This window comes from Frigoribacterium sp. VKM Ac-2836 (genome assembly GCF_013248995.1).
In the GTDB taxonomy this organism is placed as follows: domain Bacteria; phylum Actinomycetota; class Actinomycetes; order Actinomycetales; family Microbacteriaceae; genus Frigoribacterium.
Genome location: NZ_JABRPK010000002.1, coordinates 739219 through 753701, shown reverse-complemented (window position 1 = coordinate 753701; position 14483 = coordinate 739219). Strand labels below are relative to the sequence as shown.

Genomic DNA, 14483 nt, shown 5'->3' with positions numbered 1-14483 from the left:
CAAGGTGTGGCCATGACTCAACGTCGCGTCGAACCACCTAGGGGCCGGTCTGAAAGCACCCTCCGCAAGTCGATGCTGACGCAGTTGATCCTGCAGGGATCGATCGGGGTGCTCGTGTTCTCGTCTCTTCTACTCAATGAGGACCGCGGCGGGTTCCGAATCGCCTGCGTGGTTCTCTTCGTCGTATGGCTAGCAGCCGGCACAACGTACGTCGCGCAGTTCCGGGCGCTGGGCTCCTGGCGAACTCTCCCCGTCCACCCGGGAGAAGAAATGCTGTGGGGAACTGTCGCCAGCCGTATCCGGCCCAAGGGCGGAGTGGGATTATCGGGCCAGTTCTCCATGTCGACGCAGCGTTTCCGATACCGGCCGAGCCTGGTCGCTCGCCTTCGAGGAGCGCCAGCCGAAGAATGGGCCACAGAGTCTCTCCACAGCGTGACCGTGACGCCAGGCAACGGCCGAGCCTTTGCGTCCGGCCGATGGGTTGTCGTCGAGACGGACACCGGTGATCCGGTGACCCTTCTGACCGGAGAGCCGCGAGCAGTTGCCGAAGACATCGAAAAGGCCCTGACGCGGGCGCACCGCTAAGGGCAGCCAGCGCGCGGTTCAGTATCCTTCACCGGGCACCAGGAGCAGGCCCGCCATACGGGTATCTTGCGAGGGCAGCCCAGACCCCGCTGCCGATGGCGGGGTTCCTGAGCTTGCTCGGGTTCCCCGTCAGGGATCCTCTATCGAGCGGCCTGGCCTCGTTTCAAAGTTCCGGGCGTTGAGATAGACCGTGATGAATGCGCCGGCCAAGGTGAAGTACATGCCCGTTCGTGACGGGTCCAGAACGAGGAGCGTCACCGCCGCGATGGCCACGAGCGACGCGACAATCAACAAGAACAGCGCCACTGACCGCCTGGCGGGTCCGGGTCCACGACGGCAGAGATATCAGCCGCCATCGCCAACGGCGTCATCAAGATGAACATCGACACCGACACCCAGTACGCCTTCAGCCGCTCGGTCGCCGACACTGTGCTCAAGAACTACGACAGGTTCGTCAAGGTCGACGGTGAGGTCGGCGACAAGAAGACCTACGACCCTCGCTCGTGGGGCAAGATCGCCGAGACGGCCATGGCCGCTCGAGTGGTCGAGGCGGCGCGGCAGCTCGGCTCCTACGGCAAGTCGGTGGTGTGACGATGACGAACCGAGCGGTCCCATCCGTGCGTGTCCACATCGGCACGGATCATGCCGGCCTGGAACTCAGCGCCTATCTCACGGCCTCCCTCGCGAGTGCAGGCTACGACGTGATCGACCACGGGCCCGAAAGCTTCGACCCAGAAGACGACTACCCGGCTTCTGCATCGCGGCCGCTCAGGGCGTGGCCCGGGACGCGGTGTCCGGCGCGGCGTCCTTCGGCGTGGTCATCGGTGGATCGGGCAACGGAGAACAGATCGCGGCCAACAAGGTGACTGCGGTCCGAGCCGCCCTCGTCTGGAACGAGAGCACTGCACGACTGGCCCGACAGCACAACGACGCGAACGTCATCGCGATCGGTGCACGCCAGCACTCGAAGACGGAGTGCCTCATCTTGGTCCGCGCGTTCCTCGACGAAGACTTCAGCGGTGACGAGCGCCACCGCCGTCGCATCGCCCAGATCTCGGCCTACGAAGACCAGTACCTCTCCGATCGAGGCTAAACAGCCTGGGAGCAGCTCGTGCCTGGGGGCTCGTCCTACGACGGACGACCCCCAGACGATCCGCATCCGATGAGACCAGAGCCCTCAGACCGTGGACCAGCCTCCGTCACTCGGCAGCACGACCCCGTTGACGTTGTCGGAGTCGTCGCTGAGCAGCCACGTGATGGCAGCGGCCAGCCGTTCCGGTTCAGCCGTGGGCGGCAGGACGGCCTGCATGATCGGACCCACCCGACCCGCCGCGTACTCGCTCTTCATGGGCGCCTCGATGTTGGTCGCGACGGCCCCGGGGGCGACGGCGTTGGCGCGGATCCCCTGCGGTCCGTGGAAGAACGCCACGCTCTTCGTGTAGCCGGCGATCGCGTGCTTGGACGCCGTGTACGCGGCACCCGAGGCCGAGGCGCGGAGGGCGGCCTCCGACGCGACGTTCACGATGGCCCCTCGTCCCGCCTCGATCATCAGGGGCAGGACGCCGCGGGTCAGCCGCATGGGCCCGGTGACGTTCACGCTGAAGACGCGCTCCCAGGTCGCGTCGTCGACCTCGCTGGGCGGCAGGAAGGCGTCCATGATGCCGGCCACGTTCGCCAGGCCGTCGACGGTGCCCCCCGCCGCGGCGAGGATCGCGTCGATCGTGTCCGCGGTCGCGACGTCTCCGACGACGGTCGTCACGTCGAAGCCCGCGAGTTCGTCTGACAAGGCGGCCAGTCGGTCGACGACGACGTCGGTCGCGATGACCCGACCTCCCTCGGCGGCTATCCGGGTGGCCGTGGCGCGGCCGATGCCCGAGCCTGCGCCCGTGACGATGATGGTCTTGCCGACGAAACGGTCGGCAGTCGATGAACCAGCCATGAGACTTCTCCTCAGTGAGATGTGCGCGATCAGCGCACCTACAGTTCTAGCACTCAGTGCTTTATAGGAGGCGACCGCAATGACCGGACGACCTAGATCCATCGATCCCGAAGCGGTCGCCCTCGTCGCCCTCCGGCTCTTCGACACGCAGGGGTTCGACGCGGTCTCCATGGACGACATCGCCACGGCCGCCGGCATCAGTCGTCGATCGCTGTTCCGCCTGTTCCCCACCAAGGCCTCGCTCGTCTGGGGGGGCCTCGACGAGTTCACGGACAGACTGCGGGCGAGCCTCTCGAGCTCCGACGCGGACCTCACCGTCGACGAGACCCTGGAGGCGGGGTACCGGGCCGCGGTGAGCTTCATCGAGGAATCCCTCGAGGTCACCCGGAGAAGGTTGCACGTCATCACCGCCAACCCCGCCCTCGCCGGAGAAGGAGCGACCCGCATCGCGGCCGTCACGGCCTTCGTGGCCCGGTTCATCGCAGAGAAGGAAGGGCTCGATGCGGACGCACTCGGGGTGACGATCAGGGCACACACGTACACGGCCGCAGTCACGGCGACCCTGGCGTGGTGGTCGGCTCGATCGGATTCGTCCCCGAACGAGGCCCTGGAGTCCGGGCTCCGCCTGTTCCGGTCGCAGACAGCGCACCGCGCTCCCACATCGTCGCAGCTGGCCCCTCCGGTCCGGGCGAATCCATTGGGACACTGAGTCCGGGACGAGGCGTTCGTCACAGTCGGTCAAGGTTGCGGTCTCAGCCGAAGCGAGGCGAGACCAGCACTGCGGCGAGACGGCCGGTGCCTTCCTGTGACGCGGCACCCCGCCCGACCGACGGTCAGGCCTTCGAGCAGGGGATCGCCCCCATCAACCGTCGTGAGTTTTCGCGGGATAAACGCGGGACGGTTGCAGCGCGGACATCGTGAAGAAAGCGATCGCCCATGTTCAGGTGCTCCTGGAGGGACTCGAACCTCCAACCCTTTCTTCAAGTTGACTCCGTTTCAAGCATTGCCACGAAGCTCGCTGCTCCCCCGAACTCCGGGCCCAGCGGACCATCACCGCCTCGCCGGCGGTCCCCCACATCGCAGAGGACGACGACGGCGACGGCCGATTCGCCGCCGCCGACACCCTCGCCGTCCGCCACGGCCCCCGCAGGTCGCCCACCAGCTAGCGCCGGCAGGGGGCCCGGACAGACAAACGCCCCAGCTGCGCAGAGCAGCCAGGGACGTTCGCAGAGGCCGGAGTCAGAAGTACATACGCCCCTTCGCTGCATCCATTTCTGCCTGCCGGAGGGCCTGAGCCGTCTCAGGATCGCTGCCCTCGTACTGCCGTGAGCGCGACCCGAAGTCGGTGTATTTGTGGAGGAACAACCAGAGCAGCGCCATGCCGATAATGATTGCCGCAATCAGTATCCACCAGAACATCGTTCGACCCTACCCGCGTGACCCATAGCCAGACCACGCCAGGCAGGTCGCGACCTGGTGGTCCGTGCCGTGGTGGGCGATGTCCTTGCACGTGTCGTTGTTGGGGTACCAACCAGTGCAGTGCGCGCCGTTGAGGTAGGCGCACTCCTTCTGAATGGTTACTAGCCCCGGCGTGGCAGCCGATGCCGGTGCCGCGATGAACATGCCCCCAAGAGCGATCCCGACGGTGGTCAACGCAAAGGTCATCTTCTTGAACTTCACAGTGCTCTCCTTCGTTCGCCTCAGCCGTGTTGCCAAGGTCCGAGCCACGTTAGAAGCGATCCCATACACGTCCTAGGCAACACCTGTCATCGAAACTGAATTGTTACTGACAGGTCTGTATTGCAGTTTCCGAGTTATCGGCAGCGTGCCGCGCATGGACAGGCATGAAGAACGAGACTTGGCGTGCAGTCCTAGACCGCAGGAACACCGAGTTCCACCGCATGCGACCCCAGACCATCGACGGTTGGGTACCGCAGGTCAACCCGTCGGTGCAGTACAGAGAAGGGACTGACGAGCACGAAGCCGGTTGCCAGAGGGACAACGGCAACCCCCTGAACCCCTACACGCCTGATGTGGCTCCGCTCGTCGATGATTCAGAGGTCGCACTCAACGTCCTCGTCGACACGATGGTGGACTGGGCCGAGGGGGTGGCAGCGCGCGCTCGTCGCACTCAACGACACAGCCCGATCTTGCCCGTGTCCTCGCTAGGGCAAACCCCCACGTTCTGGTGCCCCTGGAGGGACTCGAACCCCCAACCCTTTCCTTAGGACGGAACTGCTCTTCCATTGAGCTACAGAGGCTGACCGTCCGAGTCTACCGAAGCCGCGCCTCCTGCCGTCCGCCCCGCCATGAACCCTATTGGGGACGATGAACCCCGAGACAACGGGGTGCATCGTCCCCGATGTGGTTCATGGCAGACGAGCGGCCTCAAGCCTCACGCAGCGGCGAGGTACTCGTCCCAGTCCGCCTGCGTGCGCTCCATGCCGCGCACGACCCAGCCCACCCCGTGCGGCGGCTTCGGCGTGAAGAGCAACGTCCACCCCATCTCGTGGGGGGTGCGGTCGCTCTTCAGGTTGTTGCACTTGAGGCAGCACGCGACGAGGTTCTCCCAGCTGTCCGCGCCACCCCGCGACCGGGGCTGCACGTGGTCGATCGTCGTCGCCGACCGCCCGCAGTAGGCGCAGCGATGCGAGTCGCGCCGCATCACACCCCGCCTCGAGACGGGGATCTGCCGGGTGTGCGGGATGCGCACGTACCGTGTCAGCACGATCACCGACGGCCGATCCCATGACGTCACCGCCCCGAGCACGGGGTGTTCCGCATCGGCGGCCACGACGGTCGCCTTCTGGCTCATGACGAGGACGAGGGCCCGCCGGTCGGACACCACGGCGAGGGGCTCGTAACCGGCGTTCAGGACGAGAGTGCGCATGCTTTCCCTTTCGAAGCACCCTGGACGGCTTCCAGGGATTCGATCTCTCGGGGCTGCGCAGGACCGACGGGCCCACCGATACGAAAAAAGCACCGTCACGGGGACGGTGCTCTGTCACATGGCGGGGTGTCGTATGTGCTCGTGCGACAGCACACCCATGGTGCGGGTGGCGGTCGTACGAGTCATCTGACGCTCCTGGTCTCAGCGGAACTCCGAGAGCGCCAGGCTAAGCCCCGAAGAGCCGCTCTGCCAAGGGGCAGGGCGGCTCTTCACAGGGTGTTCAGGCGCAGGAGGCGCGGGTCGCCTACGCCCCGTATCGCACGTAGTGCACGGCGGAGGTCCACAGCGGGCGGACGCTGACCGAGCCGCCGGGCTTGGGCGCGTCGAGGATCATGCCGTTGCCGGCGTAGAAGCCGTCGTGCGACCCGTCGTTGAAGATCACGACGTCGCCGGGCTGCGCCTCGGCCGCCGAGATCGGCGTGCCCATCGCGCCCTGGCGAGTGACCGAGTGCGGCAACGAGATGCCGTACTGCGAGTAGACGTACATCACGAAGCCCGAGCAGTCGAACCCTGCCGGGGTCGCTCCGCCGAAGACATAGGGCGTGCCGACGTACTGCAGAGCGGTGTTGTACACGGCGCTGAGGCTGAACGCACCCGGCGTCGCCACGGTACCGGTCGCCGCAGCGGACGAGGCCGCGGCCACGTTCTCGGCGGCCGTCGGGCCCGTGTAGCTGGCGTAGCTCGCGGCCAGTGCGGCACGCTGGGCCTCGCGCTGGGTGGCCAGGGCCGCCGCGTTGAGGTCTGCCTGCGACGTCGCCGTGTAGCCGTCGCGGGTGGCGTCGGCGAGGGCGACGTCCTCGCCGACCGCGACACTCTGCGCGTGGCTGGTCGAGGCGGTCGTCGAGGCCGCACCGACGCTGGGGTCGTTCACCGCGCCAGGGTTCGACGCGAAGGCCGGCAAGGCCATCGTGCCGATCAGGCCGGCGGTGAGCGTCATCACGGTGACCGAGACCACGCTGCGCTTGACCGACGGGCGGCCCGAGCGGGTGGCGGGGGCGGCAGCCGCGGCGGCCTGCGCGCGGCGCAGGGACGAACGGGTCGGCAGGTCGGCGGGGGTCCGGGTGGTGACGGTGCGGTTCGGGCGCACGTCGGGGGTGTGATCTGAGCCGGGAAGCGTCAAGGGGTTGGGTCTCCTGCGTCTCGACAGCTTTCGGGAAGCTGACCCGTCCGTTCGTTCCGATCGCAACGACACACGGCAGGAGACGGGCGTGAGAGACGTCCTGCCACGGGTCCGGCGGCCGGTTCAGCGGCCTGGGGACTCAGCGACTGTAGCCCAGGCGGCCCTGTGAAATCATCCGCCAGGAGGATATTTGTAACGAATCGGTAAAGGACTGCGTGATGCGGCGAAGAACGGAGGAGGCGCAGCGTCTGGACGCAAGAAACCCGCGTGCCCGACGGTGCGGTCAGAGCCCCACGTAGATGTGCTGCGCGACCTCGGTGGGCAGTTCGAGACCCTCGTCGTGCCCCTCGACCTCGACGAAGACGTACGAGCCCGCCGAACGGACGGTCGCGATGCCACCGGGCAGCACTCCCGCGCCCTGGAGCTGTTGCAGCAGTTCGGGCTCGAACTGGACAGGCTCCGCGAGGCGGCGGATCGGACGCGTGACGCCCTCGGGGTTCTCGGCGAGCACGGCCACGAGGTTGACGACTCCGTCGAGGAATCGCCCCGCGGGCGAGTCGCCGAGTTCGTCGAGCCCGGGGATGGGGTTGCCGTAGGGGGACTCGGTCGGGTGGTCGAGCATGTCGAGCAGGCGACGCTCGACCTGTTCGCTCATGACGTGCTCCCACCGACAGGCCTCGTCGTGGACGTAGGCCCAGTCGAGGCCGATGACGTCGGCCAGCAGGCGCTCGGCCAGGCGGTGTTTGCGCATGACGTGTGTCGCCTTCGTGCGCCCGTCGTGCGTCAGCTCGAGGTGCCGGTCGCCGGAGACGACGACGAGACCGTCGCGTTCCATGCGGGCGATGGTCTGGGACACGGTCGGACCGGAGTGGCCGAGACGCTCGGAGATGCGCGCACGCAACGGCACGATGTTCTCTTCTTCGAGGTCGAGGATCGTGCGCAGGTACATCTCTGTGGTGTCGACGAGATCGGTCAACAGGGGCCTCCCGGTGGAACACGTGGACTACCCCGTCAGCCTACCGGCTGCATGATGGGCCCCGCGCCGCGTCACTAGGATCGAGCGCATGGCGGACATCCGGATTCCCACTGACCTCTTGCCCACCGACGGCCGCTTCGGCTGCGGCCCTTCGAAGGTGCGGGCCGCCCAGCTCGAGCACCTCGTCACGGCCGGGGCCACGATCCTCGGCACCTCGCACCGCCAGGCCCCGGTGAAAGATCTCGTCGGGCGCGTCCGCGCCGAACTGGGTGAGCTCTTCCGGCTGCCAGAGGGCTACGAGGTCGTGCTCGGCAACGGCGGCTCCACGGCCTTCTGGGACGCTGCGGCGTTCGGCCTCGTCGAGAAGCGAGCCGAGAACCTCTCCTTCGGCGAGTTCGGCTCGAAGTTCGCCAAGGCGAACGCCGCCCCCTGGCTCGAGGCCCCGCACGTCGTCACCGCCGAGGGCGGGTCGCTGGCCCAGGTCGAGGTGCTCGAGGGCGTCGACGTCTACGCCTGGCCGCACAACGAGACCTCGACCGGTGTCATGGCCCCGGTCACGCGGGTCGCCGGCGACCCCGGCGCCCTGACCGTCGTCGACGCGACGAGCGCCGCAGGCGGCATCGACTTCGACGCCTCGCAGGCCGACGTCTACTACTTCGCCCCGCAGAAGAACTTCGCGAGCGACGGCGGCCTCTGGTTCGCGCTCTTCTCGCCCGCCGCCCTCGAGCGCGTCGAGCGCATCGCCGCGAGCGGTCGCTACGTGCCCGAGTTCCTCAGCTTGAAGAACGCCGTCGACAACTCGCGACTCGACCAGACGCTCAACACGCCGGCCCTGACGACCCTGCTGCTGCTCGAGGACCAGACCCGCTGGATGCTCGACGCCGGCGGCCTCGCCTGGGCCGACGCCCGCACGCGCGAGTCGTCGTCCGCACTGTACGACTGGGCCACCGCCTCTGAGTACGCGACCCCGTTCGTCGTCGACCCGTCGCACCGTTCGCAGGTCGTCGCGACCATCGACTTCGCCGAGTCGGTCGACGCGTCCGCCATCGCGAAGGTGCTCCGTGCCAACGGCATCGTCGACACCGAGCCCTACCGCAAGCTCGGCCGCAACCAACTGCGCATCGCGACGTTCACGGCCATCGAGCCCGACGACGTCCGCCAGGTGATCCGGTCGATCGAGTACGTGGTCGACGCCCTCTGAACGTCCCACCCGCACGACGAAGGCCCCGACACGATCGTGTCGGGGCCTTCGTCGTGTCCCGCTCGGGACGCCGGAGGCGCAGATCAGGCTCTGTCGACTACTTGCGTCGCCTGCTCAAGGGGTCCTCGTCCTCGCCGTCCCAGTCGTCGTCGTGCGAGTCGTCGTCGAGGTCGGCCTCGGGGTGCGCGCCCGGCACGACGGGCGAGCCCCCCTCGTCGGCCCCGTCGGAGTCGTCCCCGTCGTCGACGAGGTCGTCGATGTCGACGCCGTCGACGTCGCCGCCGTGCACGATCGACCCGTGGACGTCGTCGTCGGAGTCGTCCTCCGCCTCGTCGTCGTCGTCCGAGTCGTCGTCGTCCGAGTCGTCGTCCGAGTCGTCGTCGTCGTCCGGTTCGTCGGATTCGTCACCGTCGTGCGCCTCCTGGGCCTTCATCTCGGCGAGGCGGTCGGCCCACGGCACCCAGTCCGGGGCCAGCAGGGCACTGTCACCCGGCAAGAGCTCGGCCTCGAGCACCGAGGGCTCCTCGCCCTCGAGATGGGCGACGCTGACGGTCCAGTGCCAGCCGGGGTAGCCGGGCAGCAGCGTGGCGAAGCGCACCGAGGTGACGCCGGCCTCGTCGTCGATCGGCTCGGCCTCGGCACCGATGGTCTCGTCGGGGGTGATCTCGACGAGGGCCCGGCGGGCGAGTCCGGACCAGGGCGTGCGCGTGGCGGCCTCAGGCATCGAACGAGTCCGCGACGGTGCGGAGCAGCACGGCGATGCGGGCTCCGTTCTGCGGGTAGCGACCGTGACGCAGGTCGCCGCCGGCCTTGTCGAGCACCTTGACGAGGTCCTCGACGATGACGGCCATGTCGTCGGCGGAGCGACGGTTCATCTTCGCGAGGCTCGGAGCGGCCTCGAGCACGCGGACAGACAGGGCCTGCGCGCCGCGCTTGCCGTCGGCGATGCCGTACTCGAGGCGGGTTCCCGCCTTGACACCCACGGTGCCGGCGGGCAGGGCCGACGCGTGGAGGAAGACCTCTTGGCCGTCATCGCTGCTGATGAAGCCGAAGCCCTTCTCGTCGTCGTAGAACTTGACCTTGCCGGTGGGCATGACTGGACCTCTCGTGAAGACGGGTGACCCTGGGGGTGGGTCGCCCCAGCTTAGATCGCCGGGTAGGGCCGCACCGCACTATCGTTGACCCGTGGCCAAGAAGATCGAACCGAGTGCGCCCCCTGCCGTCAATCGTACAGAGCGCGTCCTCCTCTTCATGATCCTCGCCATCGTCGTGGTCTCCGTCCTCGCGTTCTTCACGAGGCTCGTCGGCACGGCGGCGGGTGTCACCGACTTCACCGCGGGCGTCTGGCCCGCTCTCACGATCCTGCCCCTCATCGGGCTCCCGATCGCCTTCGCGATGCTCCTCGCATTCGTGGTGGCGAGCGCCGTGCGTCGCAGCCGCGACTCACGGGGCACCAGACGGTAACCGCAGACCCGGGCTGCACGACGGCTGGAGGCCTCCATCATGGCTAGTGCACTCGACCTCGCGGGCGTCCTGCGGGCCATCGGCGACGACGACCTCCTGCGGCGCCTCGCGCGACGGCAGGTCCGGGCGGCGAGCGTCCACGACGCGTTCGACCTCGCGGACGTCCTGCTCGAGCCCGCCAGCGTGCGCGACGCCCTCGCCCACCTCGACCGCATCGCGCTGATCGTCCTCCAGGTCGTCCGGGTGCCGGGCGACGTCGAGGCCGTGCACGAGCGCATCCAGGCCGCCTTCGAGGTCGACCGCGAGACGGTGGCGGCCGCGCTCGATCGCGTCGACGAGGCGTTCCTCGTCGTTCGTCGCGGCGACTCCGTCGCGACCCTCGACGCCGTGGGCGAGCGGCTCGACGACGATCCCGCCCTGGCCCTCGAGGTGCTGACCTCCGAACGTCCGCCGGTCGTTCTCGAGACCGTCCTGGACCAGGCCCGCGACGACGCCGACGCCCGCTCGGCCGAACGGCTGTACGCCGTGGTCATCGAGGTGGCCGAGATCCTCCGGGCCCTCGAGCAGTCGCCGGCCCGCGAACTCGCGAAGGGCGGCCTGGCCCTGCCCGAGACGAGGCGACTCGCCGAGGCCGCCCGCATCGACGTCGACGACGTGCCGACGGTGCTCGCCATCGCCGTTCGGGCCGGGTTGGCCACCCCGAGCCCCGACGGTTGGGTGGTGGCCACCGACGCGACCGACTGGCTCCGCGCCTCCTGGCCCGACCGGTGGCAGACGCTGACACGGGCCTGGCTGGGCTCGTTGCCGACCGAGATCCTCACGGTGCTCGAGCAACGCGTCGACACGTCGTGGGGGCTGCCGCTGCGCGAGTTCTCCGACTGGTCGTACCCGGCCGGGGGCAGCTGGATCACCGAGCGCATCGCCGCGTTCTCGCGCAGCGCCGAGGTGCTGGGGCTGACCTCGGACGACACGCCCACCTCGGCCGCCGTCGCCCTGTTCCGCGAGGGGCCCGCGGCCGCCCGCACCCGCGTCGCCGCCCTGCTGCCGGAGGCCGTCGAGCAGGTCTACCTGCAGCACGACCTCAGCGTCGTGTCGCCGGGCCCCCTCTCGCCGGCCATCGACGCCCGACTCCGTGTCATCGCGGTGGTCGAGAGCGCGGGCCTGGCGGCCACCTACCGCATCACCGAGGGCGGATTGCAACGTGCCCTGAGCGAGGGCGAGACCGCCGAGACGCTGCGCGAGTTCCTCGGCGGCATCTCGTCGACGGGCATCCCCCAGCCGCTCGACTACCTGATCCAGCAGAGCGCCGAGCGGCACGGCCGCTACCGCGTGAGCGCCGTGGTGCCGGGCCTCGCCCCGGCCGGCGTCCCGGGCGACGCGTTGTCGATCGTCGTCGCCGACGACCCCTCGAGCCTGGACACCCTCGAGGTCGACCAGTCGCTCTCACCGCTCGCCCTGACCCGGGTCGACGCGACGACCGTCGCGAGCCGGTTCGAACGCGACACCGTCTTCTGGTCGCTCACCGACGAGCGGTACCCCGTCGTCGTCGTCGACGGGGACGGCACCGAGGTCGTCCCACCGTCCCGTCGCCGACCGCGGCGGCCGGCCCCGGTCGAGACGCGCGACCCGCTGCGCGAACTCGTCCGGCGGCTGCACAGCTCCGACGGTTCCGGTGACGAGTCGACCGACCGCGCCTGGATCGCGCGCCAATTGGACGCCGCCGTGAAGGGCAGGTTGACGGTCACGGTGACCGTCGCGATGCCCGACGGCAGCACGACCACCCTCGACATGGAGCCCACGGGCATCGGCGGCGGACGCGTCCGCGGGCGCGACAAGAAGTCGGACGTCGAACGCACGTTGCCGCTGAAGAACGTGGTGGCGGTCGCGAGCCGCGACTGAGGCGGGCGGCCCGCACCGCCGACCCGCGCCTCCCCGTCCGCGACGGCCGGTGCGCGGCTGTGAGAGGCAGCAGGAGGCGCGCCTAGACTCGTCCCTCATGACCGGACCCCTGATCGTGCAGAGCGATCGCACCGTCCTGCTCGAGGTAGCCCACGAGCAGGCCGAGGACGCACGACACGACCTCAGCGTCTTCGCCGAGCTCGAGCGCGCCCCCGAGCACGTGCACACCTACCGCATCACCCGCCTCGGGTTGTGGAACGCCCGGGCGGCCGGGCACACCGCCGACGACATGCTCGGCACCCTCGAGAAGTACAGCAAGTTCCCGGTGCCGCAGAGCGTCAGCGTCGACATCGCCGAGACGGTCGCGCGCTACGGCCGCATCGTCATCGAGCGCGACGGCGACCAGTTGTTGCTGCGCGGCACCGACAGCTCGGTGCTGAGCGAGGTGACCCGTGCCAAGAAGGTCGGCGAGCTGCTCGGCGTCAAGCGGGCGGACGACCTGTGGGAGCTCCTGCCCTGGGCTCGCGGAGAGGTCAAGCAGCAGCTCGTCAAGCTCGGCTGGCCCGCCGAGGACCACGCCGGTTACACGCCCGGCACCCCGCACGCCATCGACCTCGACGAGAGCGACTGGCACCTGCGCGACTACCAGCAGAAGGCGATCGACAACTTCTTCGAAGGCGGCTCCGGCGTGGTCGTCCTCCCCTGCGGTGCCGGCAAGACGCTGGTCGGCGCCGGGGCCATGGCGGCTGCCGGCACCACCACGCTCATCCTCGTCACCAACACGGTCTCGGCGCGGCAATGGCGTGACGAGCTGCTCAAGCGCACGTCGCTCACCGAGGACGAGATCGGCGAGTACTCGGGCTCCGTCAAAGAGGTCAAGCCGGTCACCATCGCGACCTACCAGATCCTCACGGCCCGCCGCGGGGGCAAGTACACCCACCTCTCGCTGCTGGACGCGCTCGACTGGGGCCTGGTGGTCTACGACGAGGTGCACCTCCTGCCCGCACCGGTCTTCAAGCTGACCGCCGAGTTGCAGGCCCGCCGCCGCCTCGGCCTCACCGCGACGCTCGTGCGCGAGGACGGTCGCGAGAGCGACGTCTTCAGCCTCATCGGCCCGAAGCGCTTCGACGCCCCGTGGAAGGAGATCGAGGCCCAGGGGTTCATCTCTCCGGCCAACTGCTACGAGGTGCGGGTCGACCTGCCCCAGGAGGCGCGGCTCGAGTACGCGGCATCCCCCGACGACGAGCGGTACCGGATGGCCGCGACGGCTCCGGCGAAGCTCGACGTCGTCAAGCACCTCGTGGCCCGGCACGACGGCGAGCAGATCCTCGTCATCGGCCAGTACCTCGACCAGCTCGACGAGCTCGCCGCGGTGCTCGATGCCCCGACGCTCACCGGCAGCACGCCCGTCGACGAACGTGAACGGCTCTACCAACGGTTCCGCGACGGCGACCTGAAGGTGCTCGTCGTCTCGAAGGTGGCCAACTTCTCGGTCGACCTGCCCGAGGCGACGGTCGCGATCCAGGTCAGTGGTTCGTACGGGTCGCGCCAAGAAGAGGCACAACGGCTCGGGCGCCTGCTGCGGCCGAAGAAGTCCGGCCTCCCGGCCTCGTTCTACACGCTCGTCAGCCGCGACACGGTCGACCAGGACTTCGCCCAGAATCGCCAGCGTTTTCTGGCCGAACAGGGCTACAGCTACACGATCCTCGACTCCCCGGTGGTCGCCGCGTGAGCGACGAGCAAGGCGCCGACCTGCCGCTGGGCGACGACGAGCTCTGGCGCGACAGCCTGCGTCGGGTGTTCGCCGCCGACCAGGCCCCGTTCGCGACCTTCGGACCACTCGTCGCCTCGCTCGACCACGACGCCATGGAGTTCCGCGGCCAGAGCGCCCGGTTCGCCGAGTGGGACCCCTCGGTGGTCGTGTCGGTCGCCCGTACCTACGAGGTGCAGGGCGGCCTGCACGCGGGGGCGACCCTCAGCATCGTCACGTGGAGCCCTGACCCCGAGGTCATCGAACGCAGCGACCTGCTCGCCGGGTCGCCCGTCAAGGACCACCTCTTCGCCGGTCTCACCGCCATCGGTGCCACCGACGACGCCTCCGAGGCCCGGGTGGTCGCCGCGTCGGTCGAGGAGTTCCCGGGGTGGCAGATCACCCGCGCCTCGGGCTACACCGCGGTGCTCGAGCGCCGCGAGGGCGTCGACTTCACCCTGGCGGTGCCCGACGAGCTGCTCGAGCTCACGACACGCGTCGCACTCGTGCCGAACGTGGAGTGGTCCGACCCGACGGCCTGAGGGCGGCCCGTCCGGCCTCCTGAGGGCTGCCGCTCCGCCGACGTGCGGGTGGCTCGC

At 69.0% G+C, this 14483-nt stretch carries 16 protein-coding genes, 1 tRNA gene and 2 pseudogenes; 9 read left to right on the top strand and 10 right to left on the bottom strand.

Annotated features, from left to right (window positions below):
• The first annotated feature begins 72 nt into the window (after positions 1-72).
• A complete protein-coding gene (locus HRF36_RS09935) occupies positions 73-585 on the top strand; it encodes a hypothetical protein (protein WP_173209342.1) in 513 nt (170 codons plus the stop codon).
• A gap of 129 nt (positions 586-714) precedes the next feature.
• Here the strand turns inward: HRF36_RS09935 and HRF36_RS09930 are convergent, their stop codons facing one another.
• Positions 715-891 carry a hypothetical protein gene (locus tag HRF36_RS09930; RefSeq protein ID WP_173209340.1) on the bottom strand — a complete coding sequence of 59 codons (177 nt, stop codon included), beginning with the start codon at positions 889-891 and terminating at the stop codon, positions 715-717.
• Between the two features lie 9 nt (positions 892-900).
• Here HRF36_RS09930 and HRF36_RS09925 point away from each other — a divergent pair.
• Positions 901-1176: pseudogene (locus HRF36_RS09925) on the top strand (class II fructose-bisphosphate aldolase); the annotation flags it as partial.
• Between the two features lie 26 nt (positions 1177-1202).
• Positions 1203-1678: pseudogene (locus HRF36_RS09920) on the top strand (ribose-5-phosphate isomerase).
• Positions 1679-1762: 84 nt separating this feature from the next.
• Here HRF36_RS09920 and HRF36_RS09915 read toward each other — a convergent pair.
• Positions 1763-2524, bottom strand: a complete 762-nt coding sequence (locus HRF36_RS09915; RefSeq protein WP_173209338.1) for an SDR family NAD(P)-dependent oxidoreductase — start codon at positions 2522-2524, stop codon at positions 1763-1765.
• A gap of 79 nt (positions 2525-2603) precedes the next feature.
• Between HRF36_RS09915 and HRF36_RS09910 the strand changes: the two genes are divergently transcribed.
• A complete protein-coding gene (locus HRF36_RS09910; protein ID WP_173209336.1) occupies positions 2604-3233 on the top strand; it encodes a TetR family transcriptional regulator in 630 nt (209 codons plus the stop codon).
• A gap of 530 nt (positions 3234-3763) precedes the next feature.
• On the opposite strand, the gene HRF36_RS09905 is transcribed toward HRF36_RS09910, so the two are convergent.
• The 6 genes from HRF36_RS09905 to HRF36_RS09880 form a co-directional block, all read right to left on the bottom strand.
• Entirely contained in the window at positions 3764-3943 is a 180-nt protein-coding gene (locus HRF36_RS09905; RefSeq protein WP_173209333.1) for a hypothetical protein, read from the bottom strand.
• Between the two features lie 9 nt (positions 3944-3952).
• A complete protein-coding gene (locus HRF36_RS09900; protein ID WP_173209331.1) occupies positions 3953-4204 on the bottom strand; it encodes a hypothetical protein in 252 nt (83 codons plus the stop codon).
• A 506-nt stretch (positions 4205-4710) separates the two neighbouring features.
• Positions 4711-4785: transfer RNA gene (locus HRF36_RS09895), tRNA-Arg, on the bottom strand.
• Positions 4786-4919: 134 nt separating this feature from the next.
• On the bottom strand, positions 4920-5414 hold the full coding sequence (locus HRF36_RS09890; protein ID WP_173209329.1) for an HNH endonuclease: 495 nt from the start codon (positions 5412-5414) through the stop codon (positions 4920-4922).
• A 304-nt stretch (positions 5415-5718) separates the two neighbouring features.
• Positions 5719-6561: a C40 family peptidase gene (locus HRF36_RS16095; RefSeq protein WP_173209327.1), complete on the bottom strand. Its 843-nt coding sequence runs from the start codon at positions 6559-6561 to the stop codon at positions 5719-5721.
• A 316-nt stretch (positions 6562-6877) separates the two neighbouring features.
• A complete protein-coding gene (locus HRF36_RS09880) occupies positions 6878-7570 on the bottom strand; it encodes a metal-dependent transcriptional regulator (RefSeq protein WP_173209326.1) in 693 nt (230 codons plus the stop codon).
• 88 nt (positions 7571-7658) lie between these two features.
• On the opposite strand from HRF36_RS09880, the gene serC reads away from it, so the two are divergent.
• Positions 7659-8771 carry a phosphoserine transaminase gene (gene serC, locus HRF36_RS09875; RefSeq protein ID WP_173209324.1) on the top strand — a complete coding sequence of 371 codons (1113 nt, stop codon included), beginning with the start codon at positions 7659-7661 and terminating at the stop codon, positions 8769-8771.
• Between the two features lie 97 nt (positions 8772-8868).
• On the opposite strand, the gene HRF36_RS09870 is transcribed toward serC, so the two are convergent.
• Both HRF36_RS09870 and HRF36_RS09865 read right to left on the bottom strand, forming a co-directional pair.
• Positions 8869-9495 (bottom strand): DUF3027 domain-containing protein, encoded by a 627-nt coding sequence (locus HRF36_RS09870; RefSeq protein ID WP_173209322.1) that lies wholly within the window; start codon positions 9493-9495, stop codon positions 8869-8871.
• A complete protein-coding gene (locus HRF36_RS09865) occupies positions 9488-9865 on the bottom strand; it encodes a cold-shock protein (RefSeq protein WP_043593516.1) in 378 nt (125 codons plus the stop codon). The genes HRF36_RS09870 and HRF36_RS09865 overlap by 8 nt, the downstream gene beginning before the upstream one ends.
• Positions 9866-9956: 91 nt before the next feature.
• Between HRF36_RS09865 and HRF36_RS09860 the strand changes: the two genes are divergently transcribed.
• From HRF36_RS09860 to HRF36_RS09845, 4 genes are all read left to right on the top strand, one after another.
• Positions 9957-10235, top strand: a complete 279-nt coding sequence (locus tag HRF36_RS09860) for a hypothetical protein (protein WP_173209321.1) — start codon at positions 9957-9959, stop codon at positions 10233-10235.
• Positions 10236-10274: 39 nt separating this feature from the next.
• The gene (locus HRF36_RS09855) at positions 10275-12134 is read left to right on the top strand and encodes a helicase-associated domain-containing protein (protein WP_173209319.1); all 1860 of its coding nucleotides are present in this window, start codon (positions 10275-10277) and stop codon (positions 12132-12134) included.
• A gap of 97 nt (positions 12135-12231) precedes the next feature.
• Positions 12232-13866, top strand: a complete 1635-nt coding sequence (locus HRF36_RS09850) for a DNA repair helicase XPB (RefSeq protein ID WP_173209317.1) — start codon at positions 12232-12234, stop codon at positions 13864-13866.
• Positions 13863-14426 (top strand): hypothetical protein, encoded by a 564-nt coding sequence (locus HRF36_RS09845; RefSeq protein ID WP_173209315.1) that lies wholly within the window; start codon positions 13863-13865, stop codon positions 14424-14426. The genes HRF36_RS09850 and HRF36_RS09845 overlap by 4 nt, the downstream gene beginning before the upstream one ends.
• Positions 14427-14483 lie beyond the last annotated feature (57 nt).